General features: G+C 53.7%; 13 protein-coding genes. 6 read left to right on the top strand and 7 right to left on the bottom strand.

Annotated features, from left to right (window positions below; genetic code table 11):
• Positions 1 to 11: 11 nt before the first annotated feature.
• Together ACHZBS_RS02465 and ACHZBS_RS02460 are read right to left on the bottom strand one after the other, a co-directional pair.
• Entirely contained in the window at positions 12 to 1898 is a 1887-nt protein-coding gene (locus ACHZBS_RS02465; protein ID WP_319404944.1) for a GNAT family N-acetyltransferase, read from the bottom strand.
• A gap of 97 nt (positions 1899 to 1995) precedes the next feature.
• Positions 1996 to 4146, bottom strand: coding sequence for an acetate--CoA ligase family protein (locus tag ACHZBS_RS02460; protein WP_319404943.1), 2151 nt, complete (start codon positions 4144 to 4146; stop codon positions 1996 to 1998).
• Positions 4147 to 5219: 1073 nt separating this feature from the next.
• Between ACHZBS_RS02460 and ACHZBS_RS02455 the strand changes: the two genes are divergently transcribed.
• From ACHZBS_RS02455 to ACHZBS_RS02430, 6 genes are all read left to right on the top strand, one after another.
• A complete protein-coding gene (locus tag ACHZBS_RS02455) occupies positions 5220 to 5474 on the top strand; it encodes an OadG family transporter subunit (RefSeq protein ID WP_319404942.1) in 255 nt (84 codons plus the stop codon).
• Between the two features lie 174 nt (positions 5475 to 5648).
• Positions 5649 to 7433 (top strand): biotin/lipoyl-containing protein, encoded by a 1785-nt coding sequence (locus ACHZBS_RS02450; protein WP_319404941.1) that lies wholly within the window; start codon positions 5649 to 5651, stop codon positions 7431 to 7433.
• 13 nt (positions 7434 to 7446) lie between these two features.
• Positions 7447 to 8748, top strand: a complete 1302-nt coding sequence (locus tag ACHZBS_RS02445; RefSeq protein WP_319404940.1) for a sodium ion-translocating decarboxylase subunit beta — start codon at positions 7447 to 7449, stop codon at positions 8746 to 8748.
• Positions 8749 to 8855: 107 nt separating this feature from the next.
• On the top strand, positions 8856 to 9164 hold the full coding sequence (locus tag ACHZBS_RS02440) for an antibiotic biosynthesis monooxygenase (protein ID WP_319404939.1): 309 nt from the start codon (positions 8856 to 8858) through the stop codon (positions 9162 to 9164).
• A gap of 125 nt (positions 9165 to 9289) precedes the next feature.
• The gene (locus tag ACHZBS_RS02435) at positions 9290 to 9766 is read left to right on the top strand and encodes a CBS domain-containing protein (protein WP_319404938.1); all 477 of its coding nucleotides are present in this window, start codon (positions 9290 to 9292) and stop codon (positions 9764 to 9766) included.
• Between the two features lie 598 nt (positions 9767 to 10364).
• Positions 10365 to 11075, top strand: coding sequence for a FadR/GntR family transcriptional regulator (locus ACHZBS_RS02430; RefSeq protein ID WP_319404937.1), 711 nt, complete (start codon positions 10365 to 10367; stop codon positions 11073 to 11075).
• 114 nt (positions 11076 to 11189) lie between these two features.
• Here the strand turns inward: ACHZBS_RS02430 and ACHZBS_RS02425 are convergent, their stop codons facing one another.
• The 5 genes from ACHZBS_RS02425 to qrcD all read right to left on the bottom strand — a co-directional run bounded on the left by ACHZBS_RS02425 (position 11190) and on the right by qrcD (position 16403).
• Positions 11190 to 12797, bottom strand: coding sequence for a fumarate hydratase (locus ACHZBS_RS02425; RefSeq protein ID WP_319409054.1), 1608 nt, complete (start codon positions 12795 to 12797; stop codon positions 11190 to 11192).
• Between the two features lie 153 nt (positions 12798 to 12950).
• Positions 12951 to 13841: an acyltransferase gene (locus ACHZBS_RS02420; RefSeq protein ID WP_319404936.1), complete on the bottom strand. Its 891-nt coding sequence runs from the start codon at positions 13839 to 13841 to the stop codon at positions 12951 to 12953.
• A gap of 118 nt (positions 13842 to 13959) precedes the next feature.
• Positions 13960 to 14451, bottom strand: coding sequence for a hypothetical protein (locus ACHZBS_RS02415; protein WP_319404935.1), 492 nt, complete (start codon positions 14449 to 14451; stop codon positions 13960 to 13962).
• 463 nt (positions 14452 to 14914) lie between these two features.
• Entirely contained in the window at positions 14915 to 15076 is a 162-nt protein-coding gene (locus tag ACHZBS_RS02410) for a hypothetical protein (protein ID WP_319404934.1), read from the bottom strand.
• Between the two features lie 22 nt (positions 15077 to 15098).
• On the bottom strand, positions 15099 to 16403 hold the full coding sequence (gene qrcD, locus ACHZBS_RS02405; RefSeq protein WP_319404933.1) for a menaquinone reductase integral membrane subunit QrcD: 1305 nt from the start codon (positions 16401 to 16403) through the stop codon (positions 15099 to 15101).
• Between the last annotated feature and the right edge of the window lie 47 nt (positions 16404 to 16450).

Raw genomic sequence — 16450 nt, 5'->3', positions numbered from 1 at the left:
AGGCGCTTCTCCTATTGCGGTTTTTCCGCCAATTCATCGAACCTGCACTTGAGTATCAGAGAATCCCCATCAAAAGAAGTCTTCACCTTGTAGGGAAGGGTTTTGAACAGACCCACCATGGCTTTGTTCTGGGGTGAGGTATATGCCACCAGGCCTGAAATGCCGTTTTCACGGGCGGCCCGGGCCAGCTTCCGGATAAACAGCTTGCCCAGCCCTTTACCCTGATATTCCTTGGAGATGGAAAATGCCACCTCCGCGGTGTTGCTTTCGAGGAGCAGCAGATATTCACCGACCCCCACCACCTTGCCGAAACCGAATTCCCCCACCACCGCCACCAGGGTGAGGTCTTTGATGTAGTCGATCTGGGAGCGCGTTTCCACATCGCTGCGGTCAAAACTGAGCTTCTCGTGGAAAAAGCGCAACTGCACATCCTTTTTGTCCAGGCTGTAGTAGTGCTCCTGAATGCGGCGCTCATCCACCGGCTTTGACGGTCGGATGGTGATCTCTTCACCGTCCCGAACGATGGTCTCCTCCAGATGGATGGGATAGATGCCCTTGGTGGCCTCTCCCAGTTGGCGCTCACTGCCGATGAGCCTCGCCTCCTTGGCGGCATCGAACAGCCGGTCACGGTGGTCCGGATGGGCAATGCCGATCATGGCCAGCACCCGCTCCTGAAGGCTTTTGCCAAACAGGTTCACCGCACCGTATTCGGTGACCACGTAATGCACATCGCCTCTGGGCACGACCACGGCGGGACCGTCGAGGGCCGGAACGATATTGCTGCGCTTGCCGTCCTGTGAGGTGGAGTAGAGCATGAGGATGGACTTTCCCCCCTTGGACCGCTTGGCACCCCGGACAAAATCGGGGATGCCGGAAACGCCGGCGAAAAACGTGTGCTCGGAGGCCTCGGCCGCCACCTGCCCCGTGAGGTCGATGGTGTGGGCCACGTTCATGGAGATCATGCGGTTGTGCTGGGAGATGATGAAGGGGTCGTTGACATAGTCCGAGGGCCGGAAATCAATCCCCGGGTTGTCATGCAGAAACTCGTACAGGTTCTGGCTGCCGATGGCGCAAGAGGCCACCAGTTTGCCTTCATTGAGTCCCTTTTTACGGTTGGTAATCACTCCCGAGGCATACAGGTGCATTACATCGTCGGTGATGTACTGGGAGTGAAACCCCAGATCGTTTTTACCGGCCAGGGCTTTGACCGTGGCCTGGGAGGCGGCGTCCAGGCCGATCTGCAGCGTCGAGCCGTCGTCTACGAATCGGGCAATGTGTTTGCCGATCCATTCGGCCGCCCCGGATCGCTTGCGCAGGTTGACGGACAAGATGGGCTCTTCGTGCTCCACCAGCACATGGACGTTGTTGACGTGAATGAAACTCTGCCCCATGGTGCGGGGCATTTTCGGGTTTACCTGGGCGATCACCAGGTCGGCGCTCTGGGCGGCGGCCAGGGTCACGTCTACGGAAACCCCCAGGCTCATCCAGCCGAAATCGTCCGGCGGAGTTACCTGGACCAGGGCCACGTGAATGGGCAGTTTGCGGGAAAGGAAGAGTCCGGGTACCTCGGACATATTGATGGGCGTGATGAAGCGCATGTAGCGGGCGATGGCTTCCGTATCCGCCGAACCCAGATAGATGGTCCGGATGTTGAGGCTGTGGTCGCGGGTCTTGTCGGCAATTTCGGACAGGGAAGTGGTCTCCCGGCTCATCAGCCGGACGATTTCCAGTCCGCTGATCCTGACCGCGGCGGCCGACAGTGCCCGGACCAGCGCCTGGGGTTCGCCACTGGCGCTGCCAATGAACACCCGTTTGCCGGGGCGGATCATGGCAATGGCCTCCTCTGCCGTTCGATGTTTCTCCACATAACTATCAGCCCAGTATAGTGACCGTGCCATGACCTGCCTCCTCTTCATTTGGGTGCTATGTCCGGCCTGACGCTACCGTTCATGCACCTTGAATGCGATCTGAAATCCTGCGAAATTTTTGCGTTGTCTATTCCGTTTTTTCGAGAATGAATCGGCAGTCCGCCACGGTGACCCCTTCGCCTTCGGGGTGAACCAGCAGCGGATTGATGTCCAGTTCCTTGATTTCCGGATGGTCCAACACGAGATCGGACAGTCCCACCAGCATCCGTTCGATGGTGCCGATATCGGTTTTCGGCGCTCCGCGAAATCCGGAAAGCAGTTTGTGTCCCTTGATGCTGCGCACCATGTTACGGGCGCCGTTACGGGTCAGGGGTGCCAGCCGAAAAGCGACGTCTTGAAACACCTCCACGAAGATGCCGCCGAAACCGAACATGATCAGGGGGCCGAAAATGGGGTAGCGGGTCATGCCCAGAATTACCTCCTGACCTTTGGGAGCCAGCCGCTGAATCAGCACCCCGGCGATTTCGGCCTCCGGGTTGAATTTTCTGGCATTGTCCACAATGGTGGTAAAAGCGCCGGTCACCGCCTCCCGGCTGTCCGGCCCGACAATGACCCCGCCGGCATCGGACTTGTGGATGATCTGGGGCGACACGATCTTCATCACCACGGGATAGCCCATCTGATCGGCGGAATCTCCGGCCTCGGTCTCGCTGGTGGCCAGCACGGTAGGCAGCACGTTAAACCCATAGCATTTGAGCAGTTCGGTACCGCCGATCTCGCCGAGGTAGGTTTTATGCTGGTCCAATGCCTCGGCAATGATCTGTCCCGCTCGCTTTTTGTCGTGCTTGACCGGAAAAGGCGCCAGCTGCTGGCGATTGAGCCAGCGGGAATAGCGGTAAAGCGCCCCGAATGTCTTGGCTGCGCTTTCGGGGAAGCGATACACCGGAACGCCGTTCTCCTGCAGGTATTTCACGCCGGCAGACACGTCAATGATTCCCATGAAGCAGCACAGGATGGGCTTGTAGCTGCGCCGGGCAATGCGTACGATGGCCTCGGCGGTACCGATGGCGTTGGTCATGCTTTGGGGGGTCAGAATCACCAGTGCCCCGTCCACGCCTTCGTCTTTGATCACGGCGCTGAGGGCGTTTTCATAGCGGTCCTGGGCCGCATCGCCGATGACGTCCACAGGATTGTTCACATTGGCGGTCAGGGGCAGGTGGCTCTTGAGCACCTCGATGGTGTCCTCGCTGAATGTGGCCAACTCCAGTCCGGATGAAACGGTCATATCCGTGGCCACGATGCCGGGGCCGCCGGCATTGGTGACAATGGCCACCCGGTTACCCAGCGGCACCTTGCGCCGCATCTTGCCCAGGGCACTTTCATTTTTATAGGCAAAGGCGATCCCGAAATCGAACAGTTCATTGATCGAGTCCACCCGGATGATGCCGCTCTGGGCAAAAATAGCATCGTAGACCGCTTCGCTGCCCGCCAGCGAACCGGTGTGGGAGGCGGCTGCCTGGGCTCCGGCGCTGGTTCGGCCGGATTTGATGGCCAGCACCGGCGTGGGGCGGTCCCCTCCGGTAATCTCTTTTACCGCCGCGATGAACTCGGGCCCCCTCTGCAACTCTTCGATGTAGAGCATGATAACTTCGGTTTCCGGATCGGCGTGAAAGTACCGCAGCAGATCCAGTTCATCCACATCTGCCTTGTTGCCGATGGAGATGAATTTGGAAAATCCGAAATCCTTGTCCGCAGCGAAATCCAGCACCGCCGTGCACAGGGCACCGCTCTGGGAGATGAAGGATATATTGCCGGCCGCCGGCATCCGTGCCGAAAAACTGGCATTGAGCTTCACATCGGCCATGGGGTTGATTACCCCCAGGCAGTTGGGGCCGACCACCCTTACGCCGGCTTCGCGGCACATGGCCACAATTCGTCGTTCGATTGCAAGACCTTCGCCGCCGACCTCCTTGAACCCTGCGGAAACAATGACAATGGCCTTGACTCCTTTGTCGATGGCGTGTTTGATGGCGATTTCCGCATGAACCGGAGGAAGAATGATGATGGCCAGTTCGATGGGGTCCGGAATGTTCTGAATATCCGGATAGGCGCGCACACTGGCGATGGATTTAGCTTTGGGGTTTACCGGGTAAAGGGTGCCGGTAAAGCCTCCTCTCAAAATGTTGACAAAGATATCGTGCCCGACTTTTCCCGGACTGCTGGAGGCACCGATCACCGCCACGGATGACGGGTTGAATAATGCATCAAGACCTTCCATGGGTATTCACCTGCTTTCGTTTGGTTAGGGTCGCTTAAAAATAAACTGGTATGGGATAGCGCCGAATTTAGGTTTGGATAAAAGACGCGCCTATAGTGTTATGCTGTTGGCGTGGGGTCATAGGTGGAACGCCGTAGCCGGTTAAAAAGACAAGCAAAAGGGAACAATTTATTTTTTCCGCTGCGCCAAGGCTGATTCATCTGCTGACAAAATGAAAAAGGATCGCGCCATCTCCATACCCCACGTGCATCCCAAGTCTGTCAACCGGCGTTTAAGCCGGCAGCCGCCTTATTACAACGACTGGTTTGAAGATGCGTTTATCCTTTTTTTTGGGGTGCGATGCAACTCTCTTTACAGCGACATCGGACCTTTTATTACCAGTATACCGCTTTTCTTAGGCATTCGGAACTAATAAATTGAACTGCATCCCCGACCGGCATCAGGCAATCATTTTGGGCGGCCTTTTTTAGGACCGAGTTTCGTCTCTTGATAAAACCAACCATAAAATTGGTTGTACCATTAATATAGATGGCTTCTTCGGCTGTCAAGACCAAAGAACCATCGCCATTGGCGTGCTATTGTCTGACGGTTTCCCGAAAGGCTTAACCATTAGAAAAAATAGTCCATCGGTGCTTTTCGCGCAGGTCTGCCAGGCTTGAAAACCGGTGGCAAAAGGGATATGATTGATGATTCTCTTTTGGTATGACCATTACACAGCTGATTGACGACCTGCGATCTCACGATCCCCTCCGGTTTCATATGCAAATAGAAATAAGGCATACCGATGCATACGTTTAGGCCTTTGAAGGGGAAACCAGCCACAAAGATATAGCGGTGTTGAGACCGGATGCCAACTTTCATTTCATCGGCGCATCACATCAGGGTCGACCCGCTCGATTTTGTAAGAAAAATTCGTACAACAGAATCAAAGTTTCCTGAATTGACTATTTTCAAAGGCATTGATAACTTTATTAGAACGGAATGTTTTTTCACCGATGGGTTTCAACTTCTAATTTCGACAGCATCAGGTGATACCGCGTCACTATTTCGGGTATGACCCTATAGGACTGAAAATGATTGTCGCTGGAATCAAGCTTACCCTTCTGGGTATGACGGTAGTATTTTTTTTCCTCCTTCTATTGATCCTGTTCGTCAAACTTTCCTTCCGATTTCTATCCCAAGGAAGTGCCAGAGAATTAGCCGAAATGGAGGCTGCTGAACTGAATAAAAAAAAGCGTTCTTTTTTAAGAGCAGAAGACACAGTGTTGGTTGCCGTCATTAGCGCGGCTATTGCCGCCCATCGCGCCCGAACCATGCCGGGTAGATAAAACGGTCTTTATTTTGAGGAACTCGTAAAAAGTCAGTTAAGTTCCTCCTGACCACAATATATGGGATAAAATTGCTTATTTCTACAAAATCATGGTGAAAAAGTAGTTTTAAATTTACTCTTTTTACACCGTTGTTGCCATTACTATTAAAATTATTGGAGACAGTGAGCGATCATGAAAACAATTCGTTTTATGGACACCTCTCTTCGTGATGGATTCCAGTCGGTTTTCGGTGCCCGTGCACTGACCGATGACTTCATCCCTGCCGTGGAATCTGCCGTTCATGCAGGCATTGAGCATATAGAGGCGGGAGGCGGGGCACGTTTTCAGGCGCTGTTCATGTACTGCGGCGAATCTGCTTTTGACATGATGGACCGTTTCCGTGCGGCAGCGGGGCCATCTGCAAGCCTTCAGACCCTTGCCAGGGGGATCAATGTGGTGGCGCTTTCGGCTCAACCGAGAGATATGATCGATCTTCATGCCAAAATGTTCAAAAAACATGGTATGACACACATCCGCAATTTCGATGCGCTGAATGACGTTCGAAATCTGATTTACTCGGGGCAGTGCATTACCGATGCCGGGCTGCACCACCAGGTATCCGTCACAATGATGGAATTGCCGCCGGGTTGCTCGGGAGCTCACGATGCCCCATTTTACATTAAAACACTTCAGGAAATATTGGACTCCGGACTACCCTACGATTCCATCTGCTTCAAGGATGCCTCCGGAACGTCTAACCCCAACAAGTTTTACGAGACGATCAAGGCCGCACGAAAACTTCTGGGCAAGGATGCTACGATTTGGGCCCATACCCATGAAACTGCCGGTGTGGGAATCACCCAGTACAAAGCCGCCATCGAGGCCGGTTGCGACGGTGTGGATCTGGCCCGCTCCCCCTTGTCCAGCGGCACCTGCCAACCGGATATGCTCTCCATGTGGCATGCACTGAAGGGAACTGATTATTCGTTGGATATCGACGTGATCAAAATTATGGAAGCCAACCATGTCCTCCAGGAATGCCTCCAGGACTACTTTTTCCCCCCTGAAGCGCAGAAAGTGTCGTCTGAAGTGATCCTTTCCCCCATGCCGGGAGGGGCTTTAACGGCAAATACCATGATGATGCGAGACACCGGAACGCTTGACCTCTACCCCAAGGTTATCGAGGCCATGTCCGAATGTGTAGCACGCGGCGGGTTCGGTACCTCAGTCACCCCCGTATCCCAGTTTTATTTCCAGCAGGCCTACGCCAATGTGACCCAGGGGCCTTGGAAAAAAATAACGGATGGCTATGGGAAAATGGTGCTTGGTTACTTCGGTCGAACACCCGTTGCTCCGGATCCGGAAATTGTCCAGCTTGCCGAAGATCAGTTAGGCAAACCCGTGTTCAAAGGAGATCCGCTGGACGACCTTGAACCCGGCATTCCCAAAGCCAAAGCGCTTCTTGAAGAAAATGGCCTGCCGGTCACCGATGAAAACATCTTCATTGTAGGCGCACTGGAAACCCCGGGTGGCAACAAGGGCCTCGATTTTTTGAAAGGCAGCAAGCCCATCAATGTCCGCAAGGTAACTGACAAAAGCGATGCTGTGGCAGTGGTTACCACCGCACCTGTGGCTTCGCCGACCATGAGCGGGGCGGCCGATTACACGGTGACCGTTGAGGGCAAGGCCTATCAGGTCACCGTCGAAGCGTCCACCGGCGAAGTGAAAACAGTAGAACCTGCGGTTTCCACCAAACCGGTCGATGCGATAAGTGTCAAGGCCAAATTGCAGGGCATCGTTTCTGAAATTTTTGTCGCTGCCGGCGACCATGTGAAACGGGGCGATTCGCTGATGATTCTTGAAGCCATGAAAATGGAAACCCCTGTGGTGGCCCCCTGCAACGGCAAGGTGGTGTCCATCGATGTGGAAAAAAACCAGGTCGTCAAACCCGAACAACTGGTCGCAACGATTGCTTAGGCCAGGAGACCCAATGATACAAAACAAAAAGTTGATCTTCGGTTTCGCCCTCGTTGTCTCGGTTCTGATCATTTCCACCATGGCACTGGCTGGCACCCCCTCATCGGGGGAAGCCGCCTCACGAAACGAATTGGCGCCCATGGGGACCATGGTTGCCGAGTTCATCAAGTCCACGGGGTTGTTCGGATACCTCTACCCCGCGTCCGGCAAATGGACCGAGGGCATCGGCAGTGGTTTAATGGTCGGGGTCGGCCTGCTGATGTTGTTTCTGGCTATTGGTAAACAGTTCGAACCCTTGCTTCTGGTGCCCATGGGTTTTGGATGCATTCTGGCGAATATTCCTCTGGCAGGCATTACGGAACCGGGAGGAATTATCTACTACATCTATGAAATCGGCATCAAAACGGGTGCCTTTCCGTTGCTGGTCTTCATGGGGGTCGGCGCCATGACCGATTTCGGCCCGATGATCGCCAATCCCAAGACCGCCCTTTTGGGGGCAGCCGCGCAGTTTGGCATCTTTAGCACGCTCATCGGCGCACTGGTGCTAACGGAAATCGTACCCGGAATCAATTTCGATCTTTTTGACGCGGCATCCATCGGCATTATCGGCGGTGCAGACGGTCCTACTGCTATCTTCCTGGCCAGCCAGCTATCCCCCGACCTGTTGGGGGCGATTGCCGTGGCCGCCTATTCCTACATGGCGCTGGTTCCCATTATCCAGCCCCCCATCATGAGAGCGTTGACCAGTTCTGATGAACGCAAAATCCGTATGACCCAATTGCGCTACGTGGGCAAAGTAGAGAAGATCGTCTTTCCGTTTATTCCTCTCGGGTTGTGTATGCTTTTTTTGCCATCGGCTGCACCACTGATCGGTTTTTTTATGTTTGGCAACCTGATGAGAGAGTGCGGCGTCGTGGAGCGCCTTTCCAAAACCACTCAAAATGCCTTGATCAACATCGTCACCATTTTTCTCGGGTTGGGGGTCGGTTCTCGGCTGTCCGCAGGTAACTTCTTGAGTGTGGAGACCTTGGGAATCTTGCTTCTCGGCATCATTGCCTTTAGCATCGGAACGGCATCCGGCATTTTGATGGCCAAGCTCATGAACCAGTTTTCAAGTAACAAAATAAATCCGTTGATCGGTTCTGCAGGTGTATCCGCAGTACCCATGGCTGCCCGCGTCAGTCAAAAAATGGGCATGGAGGAAGACCCCGAAAATATGTTGTTGATGTTCGCCATGGGACCGAACGTTGCCGGTGTGATCGGATCAGCGGTGGCAGCCGGTGTGTTGCTGACATTAAAGAATCTTGTGGTATGATCGCGTCTGACGGGATAACGGTCCGGAATTACCAATCGCCGAAATTAGTTCACTTTTTATCTGGTTGAAGGTAGGTTTGACCCAGGATAAATTCATCGGAGGGGAAAATGTCAATACGCGTGCTCATGTTCAGGAAAATGCCCCGTTTGTATGGCGGGATGGAAGCCGACCTGTTGCCCCAGTTAGGCCCATTGCTGGTTGAAGCCAGAAAACTGGCTTTTCGTCAACCCGGATATATTTCCGGAGAGACAATGCGCAATGTGGCCGACCCCTATGACTACTTGGTGATCAGTACATGGAAATCGGTTGAAGACTGGGAGCGGTGGTTTGCCAACGAGGAAAGAGAGGCCGTTGAAGGAAAGATCGACGCCGTTTTAGGCGCATCGACTGAATACAAAGTCTATTCCTACGACTAACCTGACATGGAAAGCCCGTCTTCTTTCGGCACACCAACGTAAACCACACCACACCCTGAAGCGTCGGTACGGCCGCTGAGCGACTTCTTTGAATATACCTTTGGATTAAACAGGGGAGAACGTTTATGACCATATATGCAAAAGACGTAATGGTTAAATCATTTGATACCATTAATCAGGATGCACCCATTGAAAATGCCATCGATATGATTCTTGACGGGAAGGTAAGAAAGACGGGCCACAAGACCATCAGTCTCATGGTCGTTGATGATTATGGGCAGTTGACCGGAGTGATCAGCATGTATGACATTCTTTATAATCTTCGACCGGACTTTCTGAATTTGAGCGTGGACGCAGACACCCTAGTGTGGACGGGGCAGTTGAAGCGGTTTGTGGAAGCACTTAAGGGGAAGAAGGTCAAGCAGGTGATGAGCACGAATGTGGTTAGCGCCAAGTTCGATGACCATATCATCGTAATTTTGGACCAGATGATTAAAAACAAGTATCGTCGCCTTCCCGTACTGGAGCAAAACAAACCGATTGGAGTTATTTACATATCAGATGTTTATTGTAATATTTTTAGCTCGAAAAAGGAAAAATGACTTCCTACCTGACGCCTGTGGCATTACCCGATCCACCTTCAGGTCTTTTCAGGGGGTGGACACCATTAGTATTCGCCACTGTGCTTCCGATCCGCCAAGGCCTATGTCAGTACGGATCATCCGATCGTGTCAACACCACACCCCGGCCCGCTTATCCGGGTAATTCCTGTTGACCAGCGGGCCATAAATCTCCACCAGGCGCCGGGCTTTTAAAATCGGGTCGTCCCGACTCAGGATATGGCATTCAGCACATCCGCCCATCGATTCCGGTGGGCGGGTTACGTTTGACACCACCTGCCAGAACGCAATTGATCATCCCCACAAACCGGTTCGGGAAATCGGCTTTGCGCCCGCGTGGGTGTCTGTTGGCAAGTTTTAATTTGCAGTAATCAGACAATTCCGTTACTATCGCTCACTGATAGAACGATATCGTGGGCACGGGTGGCGGATCGAAACCACCATTGATGTTCGCGGACCACGGTGTCTTTCTGAAAGGGTTTTCCTGTCCGCAACCGGTTATTCCACGGTACCAGAAATCGAGGAATCGTCATCGTTCACGGCGGCCATCGTAAAATTCAAACGGAGCGGTAACTCGATCATGCCACACAAGCTCAAGCCTATCAAACCGAAGCGCATCTCCGACCAGGTGTTTGACCAGTTAAGAGAACTGATTTTCCGCGGCGAATTCAAGGCCGGTGAGAAGATCCTCACCGAGCGTGAACTGGCCGAAGCCTTTGGTGTCAGCCGTACCTCGGTGAGAGATGCTGTCAACAAGTTGGTGGTCATGGGGCTGCTGGACCAGAAGCAGGGCCAGGGCACCTTTGTCCGGTCACCGGAGTCCAAGGGGAAAAGTATCCTGGCCACCATGGTGGAAAGTCAGGACGCCTCAATTACCGATCTTTTGGAAGTCCGCATGGGACTAGAGTGCAATGCCGCAGCCATGGCGGCCAGCCGGGCGGTCGAAAAGGATTTTCAGTTCATGGAGAAAAGCATCGAGGAGATGCAGAAGGAAGTCAAATCCGGGAGACTGGGCACGGAGGCCGATGCCGCGTTCCACATGGCCATTGCCTATGCTACGAACAATCCCCTCCAGGTTTTCATCATGAAAAATTTCTACGATTTTTTGTTCACCGGTATCAAGGTCAACCTGGAGGGCCTCTACAAGATACCGGGCAATATCGATACCATCCTTGAACAGCACACGACTATTTTTCGGGCAATCCGGGAAGGAAATCCTGAAGGCGCCTACCGGGCCATGAAGCGGCATATCGATTTTGTCTACGATTTTTTCGAAGGGCAGGGGAAGTAGAATGAAAAATGTCCAAATCCAAATGCCAAATGAAGGACGGTAATACGGTCTAAATCGAGAATCGGCAGCGTACCTTCATTTGACATTTTGCATTTGGCTTTTGACATTGAGCCCTCAGAGAAGTTTTGCGAAAAAATCATTGCCCTTGTCGTCCACCAGAATGAACGCCGGGAAATCCTTGACGGTGATCATATAAATTGCTTCCATACCCAGTTCCGGGTATTCCAGCACCTCCACCGAGGTGATACACTCCTTGCCCAGCAGCGCGGCCGGCCCACCGATGGAGCCAAGGTAAAAGCCGCCGTATTTTTTGCAGGACTCCGTTACTCCCTTGGAGCGATTGCCCTTGGCCAGCATCACCATGGAGGCGCCCTGGGCCTGGAAAATTGGCACGTAGGAATCCATGCGGCCGGCCGTGGTGGGGCCGAAAGAACCGGATGCATAGCCTTCAGGCGTCTTGGCCGGACCAGCGTAGTAGATGATGTGATCCTTCAGATACTGGGGCAGACCCTGGCCGTTGTCCAGCCGGTCCTTGAGTTTGGCATGGGCGATATCGCGGCCCACGATGATTTTGCCGGACAGTTTGAGACGGGTGGCTACCGGATATCGGGTTAGGATGGCCCGGATGTCGTCCATGGACTGGTTCAGGTCGATGGCCACGGCGACATCGTCGGAGTCTTGAGGTTCGGGAAGAAATCGTGCGGGATCGGTTTCCAGCTGCTCCAGAAAGATGCCCTCGGCGGTGATTTTGGCCTTGATGTTGCGATCCGCACTGCAGCTGACACCGATGCCGATGGGGCAGGAGGCGCCATGGCGCGGCAGGCGTACCACGCGAATGTCGTGGCAGAAGTACTTTCCGCCGAACTGGGCGCCGATGCCCAATTCCCCCGCCCGTTCCAGGAGTTCTTTTTCCAGTTTCAGGTCACGGAAGCCATGGCCGGTTTCGTTGCCGGTGGTCGGCAGACCATCCAGGTAGCCGGCTGAGGCCAGTTTGACGGTCTTCAGATTGAACTCCGCCGAGGTTCCCCCCACCACGAAAGCCAGGTGGTAGGGCGGGCAGGCGGCGGTGCCCAGGGTCTTCATTTTGGCCGTGAGAAAATCCACCAGCGTGCCCGGGTTGAGTACGGCCTTGGTTTCCTGGAAAAGGTAGGTTTTGTTGGCCGATCCCCCGCCTTTGGCAATGAACAGGAATTTGTAGGCATCGCCCTGGGTGGCATAGATTTCCACCTGGGCCGGCAGGTTGCACCCGGTGTTCTTCTCTTCATACATGGTCAGCGGTGCGTTCTGGGAATACCGCAGATTGGTTTGGGTGTAAGCATTGAACACGCCTTTGGACAATGCTTTTTCATCGCTGAAGCCGGTCCACACCTGCTGACCTTTCTTCCCCATGACGATGGCGGTGCCGGTGTCCTGGCACATGGGAAATTCCATCTCGGCGGAGATGACGGCATTTTTGAGCATTTCCAGGGCTACATAGCGGTCGTTGTTCGAGCTTTCCGGGTCGTTAAAGATCTTTTCCAGCTGAGCCAGGTGGGCGGACCGCAGCAGGTGGGAGACATCCTTAAATGCCGATTCGGCCAGCAGTTCCAGCCCTTCAGGTGCGACCTTGAGCACCTCCTGTCCCTCGAACCGGGCGGTGGAAACGTGATCGGCGGTGAGCAGCCGGTACGGGGTGTCGTCTTTGCCCAGGGGCAGCAGTTCTTCATACTTGAAATCGACCATCATTTATCTCCTTATCCGCTTGGGGGATGTGGGGTAACGCGTCAACCAGGCGCTGAAACAAACAGCCTCATCACCGTTGGACTGAAAAAGGTAGAAGGAAATTAATTTAATGGGTGGGATTGGAGATTGTCAAGGCGTTTCATGGAACTGACTTCAGCGGGCCAGCAGGCGGCCCAGATCACGATCTTTTTGGTGCCACAACCGGTTGAGCCAGTTCTGGAAATCCCGTTTGAACTGTGGGTCCTGAAGGTAGTCACCCATCATTTCGCTGTTGATGGGCAGGGTTTTTACCCTGACTTTGATCTCTTTGACACGGCCGCAGACGAAATCCCAGAAACTGGCCGCACCCTGGGGATAAGCGATGGTCACGTCCACGATGTGCTGAAGCTTGTCGCCCATGGCCGCCAGTACGAAAGCCATCCCGCCGGCTTTGGTGCGCAGAAGATGGGTGTACGGCGACCGCTGGCGGGAGTGTTTTTCCGGGGTAAACCGGGTCCCTTCGACGAAGTTCATCACCGATACGGGAATGTTCCTGAATTTATCGCAGGCCTTTTTGGTGATTTCCAGGTCTTTGCCGATCAGGTGGGGATTCTTTTTGAGAAACTGTCTGGAGTAGCGTTTCATGAAAGGAAAATCCAAGGCCCACCATGCCTGCCCAAGGAACGGGAACCAGAACAGTTCTCTTTTCAGAAAAAACTTTAGGAATGGAATCTTGCGGTAAAAGACGGTCTGGAGCACCAGAATATCCACCCAGGACTGGTGGTTGGCCACCACCATGTACCAGCCTTTTGGATTGAGATTGTCCAGGCCGCTTACATCCCAGCGGACGCCGTTAAACAGCTTCTGGTTCAGGTTGTTCACCGCTATCCAGCCATTGGCAATGGCGGTCAGGATCATGCGGGAACCGGTCTGGATCGGTTTGATGGGAATCAGCAGTCTGATCACTGCCACGATAAAAATGGGAATACAGCAAACTACCGTATTGAGTGCATAAAGCATAAGCGAAAGTACGCCTCGTATCCCATGAATCAACGATTTATGCATATGAATCCTTCAATCCTGGCTGGTAAAGAAATTATTGGAGGATACTTTTAAATAAAATGCGGGGTGGTGACAAGAAGGGTGCGGTTGGTTGACAAAAGTTTTACAAACAGCTTGGCAATCAGTTGCCGAACATGGGGCCGGATGGCCCCAGGTGGCAGGAGTAGCAGCCGAATCCGCGGCGGGTGATGATGCTGAATGACTTTTTCCCCAGCGCATCGGCCATCAGGGGCACCAGACGGTCCAGTTTCAGTCGGGTGGTATCCGGATACTTTTCGAATTCGGGGCCCAGGAGCAATTCGCCGCTGAGCTGGGGAAGATGGGAGGTGGGCATCTGGAAGTTTCCAGTCATGGGGCCCTGGCCGTGACATAGGCTGCAGTCCACCATGGCAAAGCGCTCGGGGCGCCAAGTCTGGAAGAGTAACGTCGCACGGGGCAAAACCACGGTTTTCATGTGGTCCTTGCGCTGGTTGAGGTTCATTTCAGGCCAGGTCAGCTGTTTTCCGTTACTGCCGGCAGGTCCCACCCGCTTGGGATAGCAGCTCCCGATCACCATTACCAAGAGCAGTGTCCCAAGGATGATTGCAATGGGTTGACGATCAAGAACAGGCATGTTTGGTTTCCTTGCCGCTGATAAAGAATAAATTGAAACCCGCTGCCGGCAACTCTTTCAGTTAGTCTTGTCGAATGTTTCATGAGTCGCAGAAATCCATGCCCGCAGGGCAGGGTCGGAGTTCAAAGGCTTTGGCAGTTGAGCAGCTCACTGCTCCCTCGAAGCTGAGTCGTCCCCACAACATCAGCTAAAGGAGATAGCCATGAGCCGTTTCAAATAAGTATCACATCCCTGTGGCACTGCCAATACCCTATCGTATGGGGATGATATGATCATCACAAAACAATCAAACGCCAAACCCCTTCAGGGGCTGAAGGGGTATCCATTTGCAGCCAAACGACCCAACCCGTGGCGGGGCAGGAGCGATGTGGCAAGTGGAAAACAAAAAGCGTTTCCCCCAAGGACCGCAGTCCGGAAGAAACGCTTTTTATCGATTTTGTCTATCGGTCCGGGTTTTAAATTTTCAATGGTGGCTGTGGCCGCCCTTTCCTTTGGACATGTCGATGACGGCTTTGATAATGCAGTAGGTCATGCCCAGCCCGATGATATTCAAGGCATACCAGAGGCCGCCGTGAAATACGATGTGGCCGGCGTCCCAGAGCCATTCAAAACTGAAAGGAAACATGTTTTCTCCTCCTTATAACCGGCTATGCTTTAGCCGGTTCCAGATCCGGTGCGGATTTTGTGTGGGCTTCCACTGCCGTGGACGTCTCTTCCTCAATGGGGTTCAACTCTGCCTCCTGGGGAAAGATCGGCAGGTAGCGATACGAAATCATGATCAGGATGATGCCGTAGGCCACGGGCAGAATGGTGGTGGCGATTTCCTGCCAGCTGGGATAGTACAGCGCCCAGTTGTCAAAGGGCATGACCGGAATGGCCATGACCTGGAGCACCATCACCCAACGGTTCAGGGAAACCCCCATCACGGCCAGAAAGAAGGCGACCACCCGCCAGGTGGGGTTCTTTCTCAGCGGTCTGCTGATCAGGATAACGGCCGGCACCAGGCCGCCCAGTACAATTTCCGCAAAGATAATCCAGTAGCCGTACAGGGCATTGCCGGTGTAAAAATCGGTCAGGGTCTGCCCCAGGCCGGGAGCGGTGACATTGGCCCATCGGGTAAAATCGCAGGTCTTGGCAATGGTATAGGTGAAAATCATCCAGCCGGAAATTTTGGCCAGCAGTTCCACCACGTTATCCTTGACCAGTTTCTTGCGGGTCACCTTTTCGGTGATCCAGGTGATCAGCAAGGTGAAACACGGGCCGTAGGCCGCGGCGGACCAGGTGAACAAAAAGAATGTCCACGGCCAGATGAGCAGGCCTTCCCGGAAGGCAAACGGTCGTCCGAAGAGCACACCGGCCACACCACCCAGCGATCCCTGGTGGAAAAAGGAGAGGAAGGCGCCGGTAGCGGCGAAGACAGCCATGGTTTCATGCATATTGTGGCTCAGGTTGTGAAAGAAGGGCACCTTGTCCAGCTGGCGGTTTTCCAGGATTAAGGGGATGTACTCGATGGTCAGCACCGAAAAGTAGCACGACAGGCAGAAGGCCACCTCGGTGAGCATGGAGTGGACATTGGCGTGCCAGAAAATGAACCAACCGCGCAGCGGCTGGCCGATGTCGATGGCCAGGATCAAAAGAGCCGAACTGTAGCAGATGAAACCGATGAGCACGGCATAATTGATGATATGCTTGAGTTCATCCTTGCCGATGATGTATCTGAGCAGCCCGCTGAAAAAGGCGCCGCCGCCCAGGGCAATTACGGCCAGGTCGGCCCAGATCCACAGGGCGAATCCGTAGTTGTCATTCATATTGGTCTGGTTCAGGCCCTTGAACCAGCACAGCAGCATGGCGTAAACGCCCCACGCAAGGACAGCGCCCACGATGCCCAGTCCCAGGAGGAACTGCCACATGGGGCAACGTTTGACTCCTTTGGGTATTAAAGCAGAATCCATAGGGTTTGTACTCCTTGATCTGTACGGTTTGCCGTTCTTATGCAAAA

It is taken from the genome of uncultured Desulfosarcina sp., from assembly GCF_963664155.2.
Lineage (GTDB): Bacteria > Desulfobacterota > Desulfobacteria > Desulfobacterales > Desulfosarcinaceae > Desulfosarcina.
The sequence above is the reverse complement of the archived record's forward strand: the minus strand, read 5'-3'. Positions and strand labels throughout refer to the sequence as shown.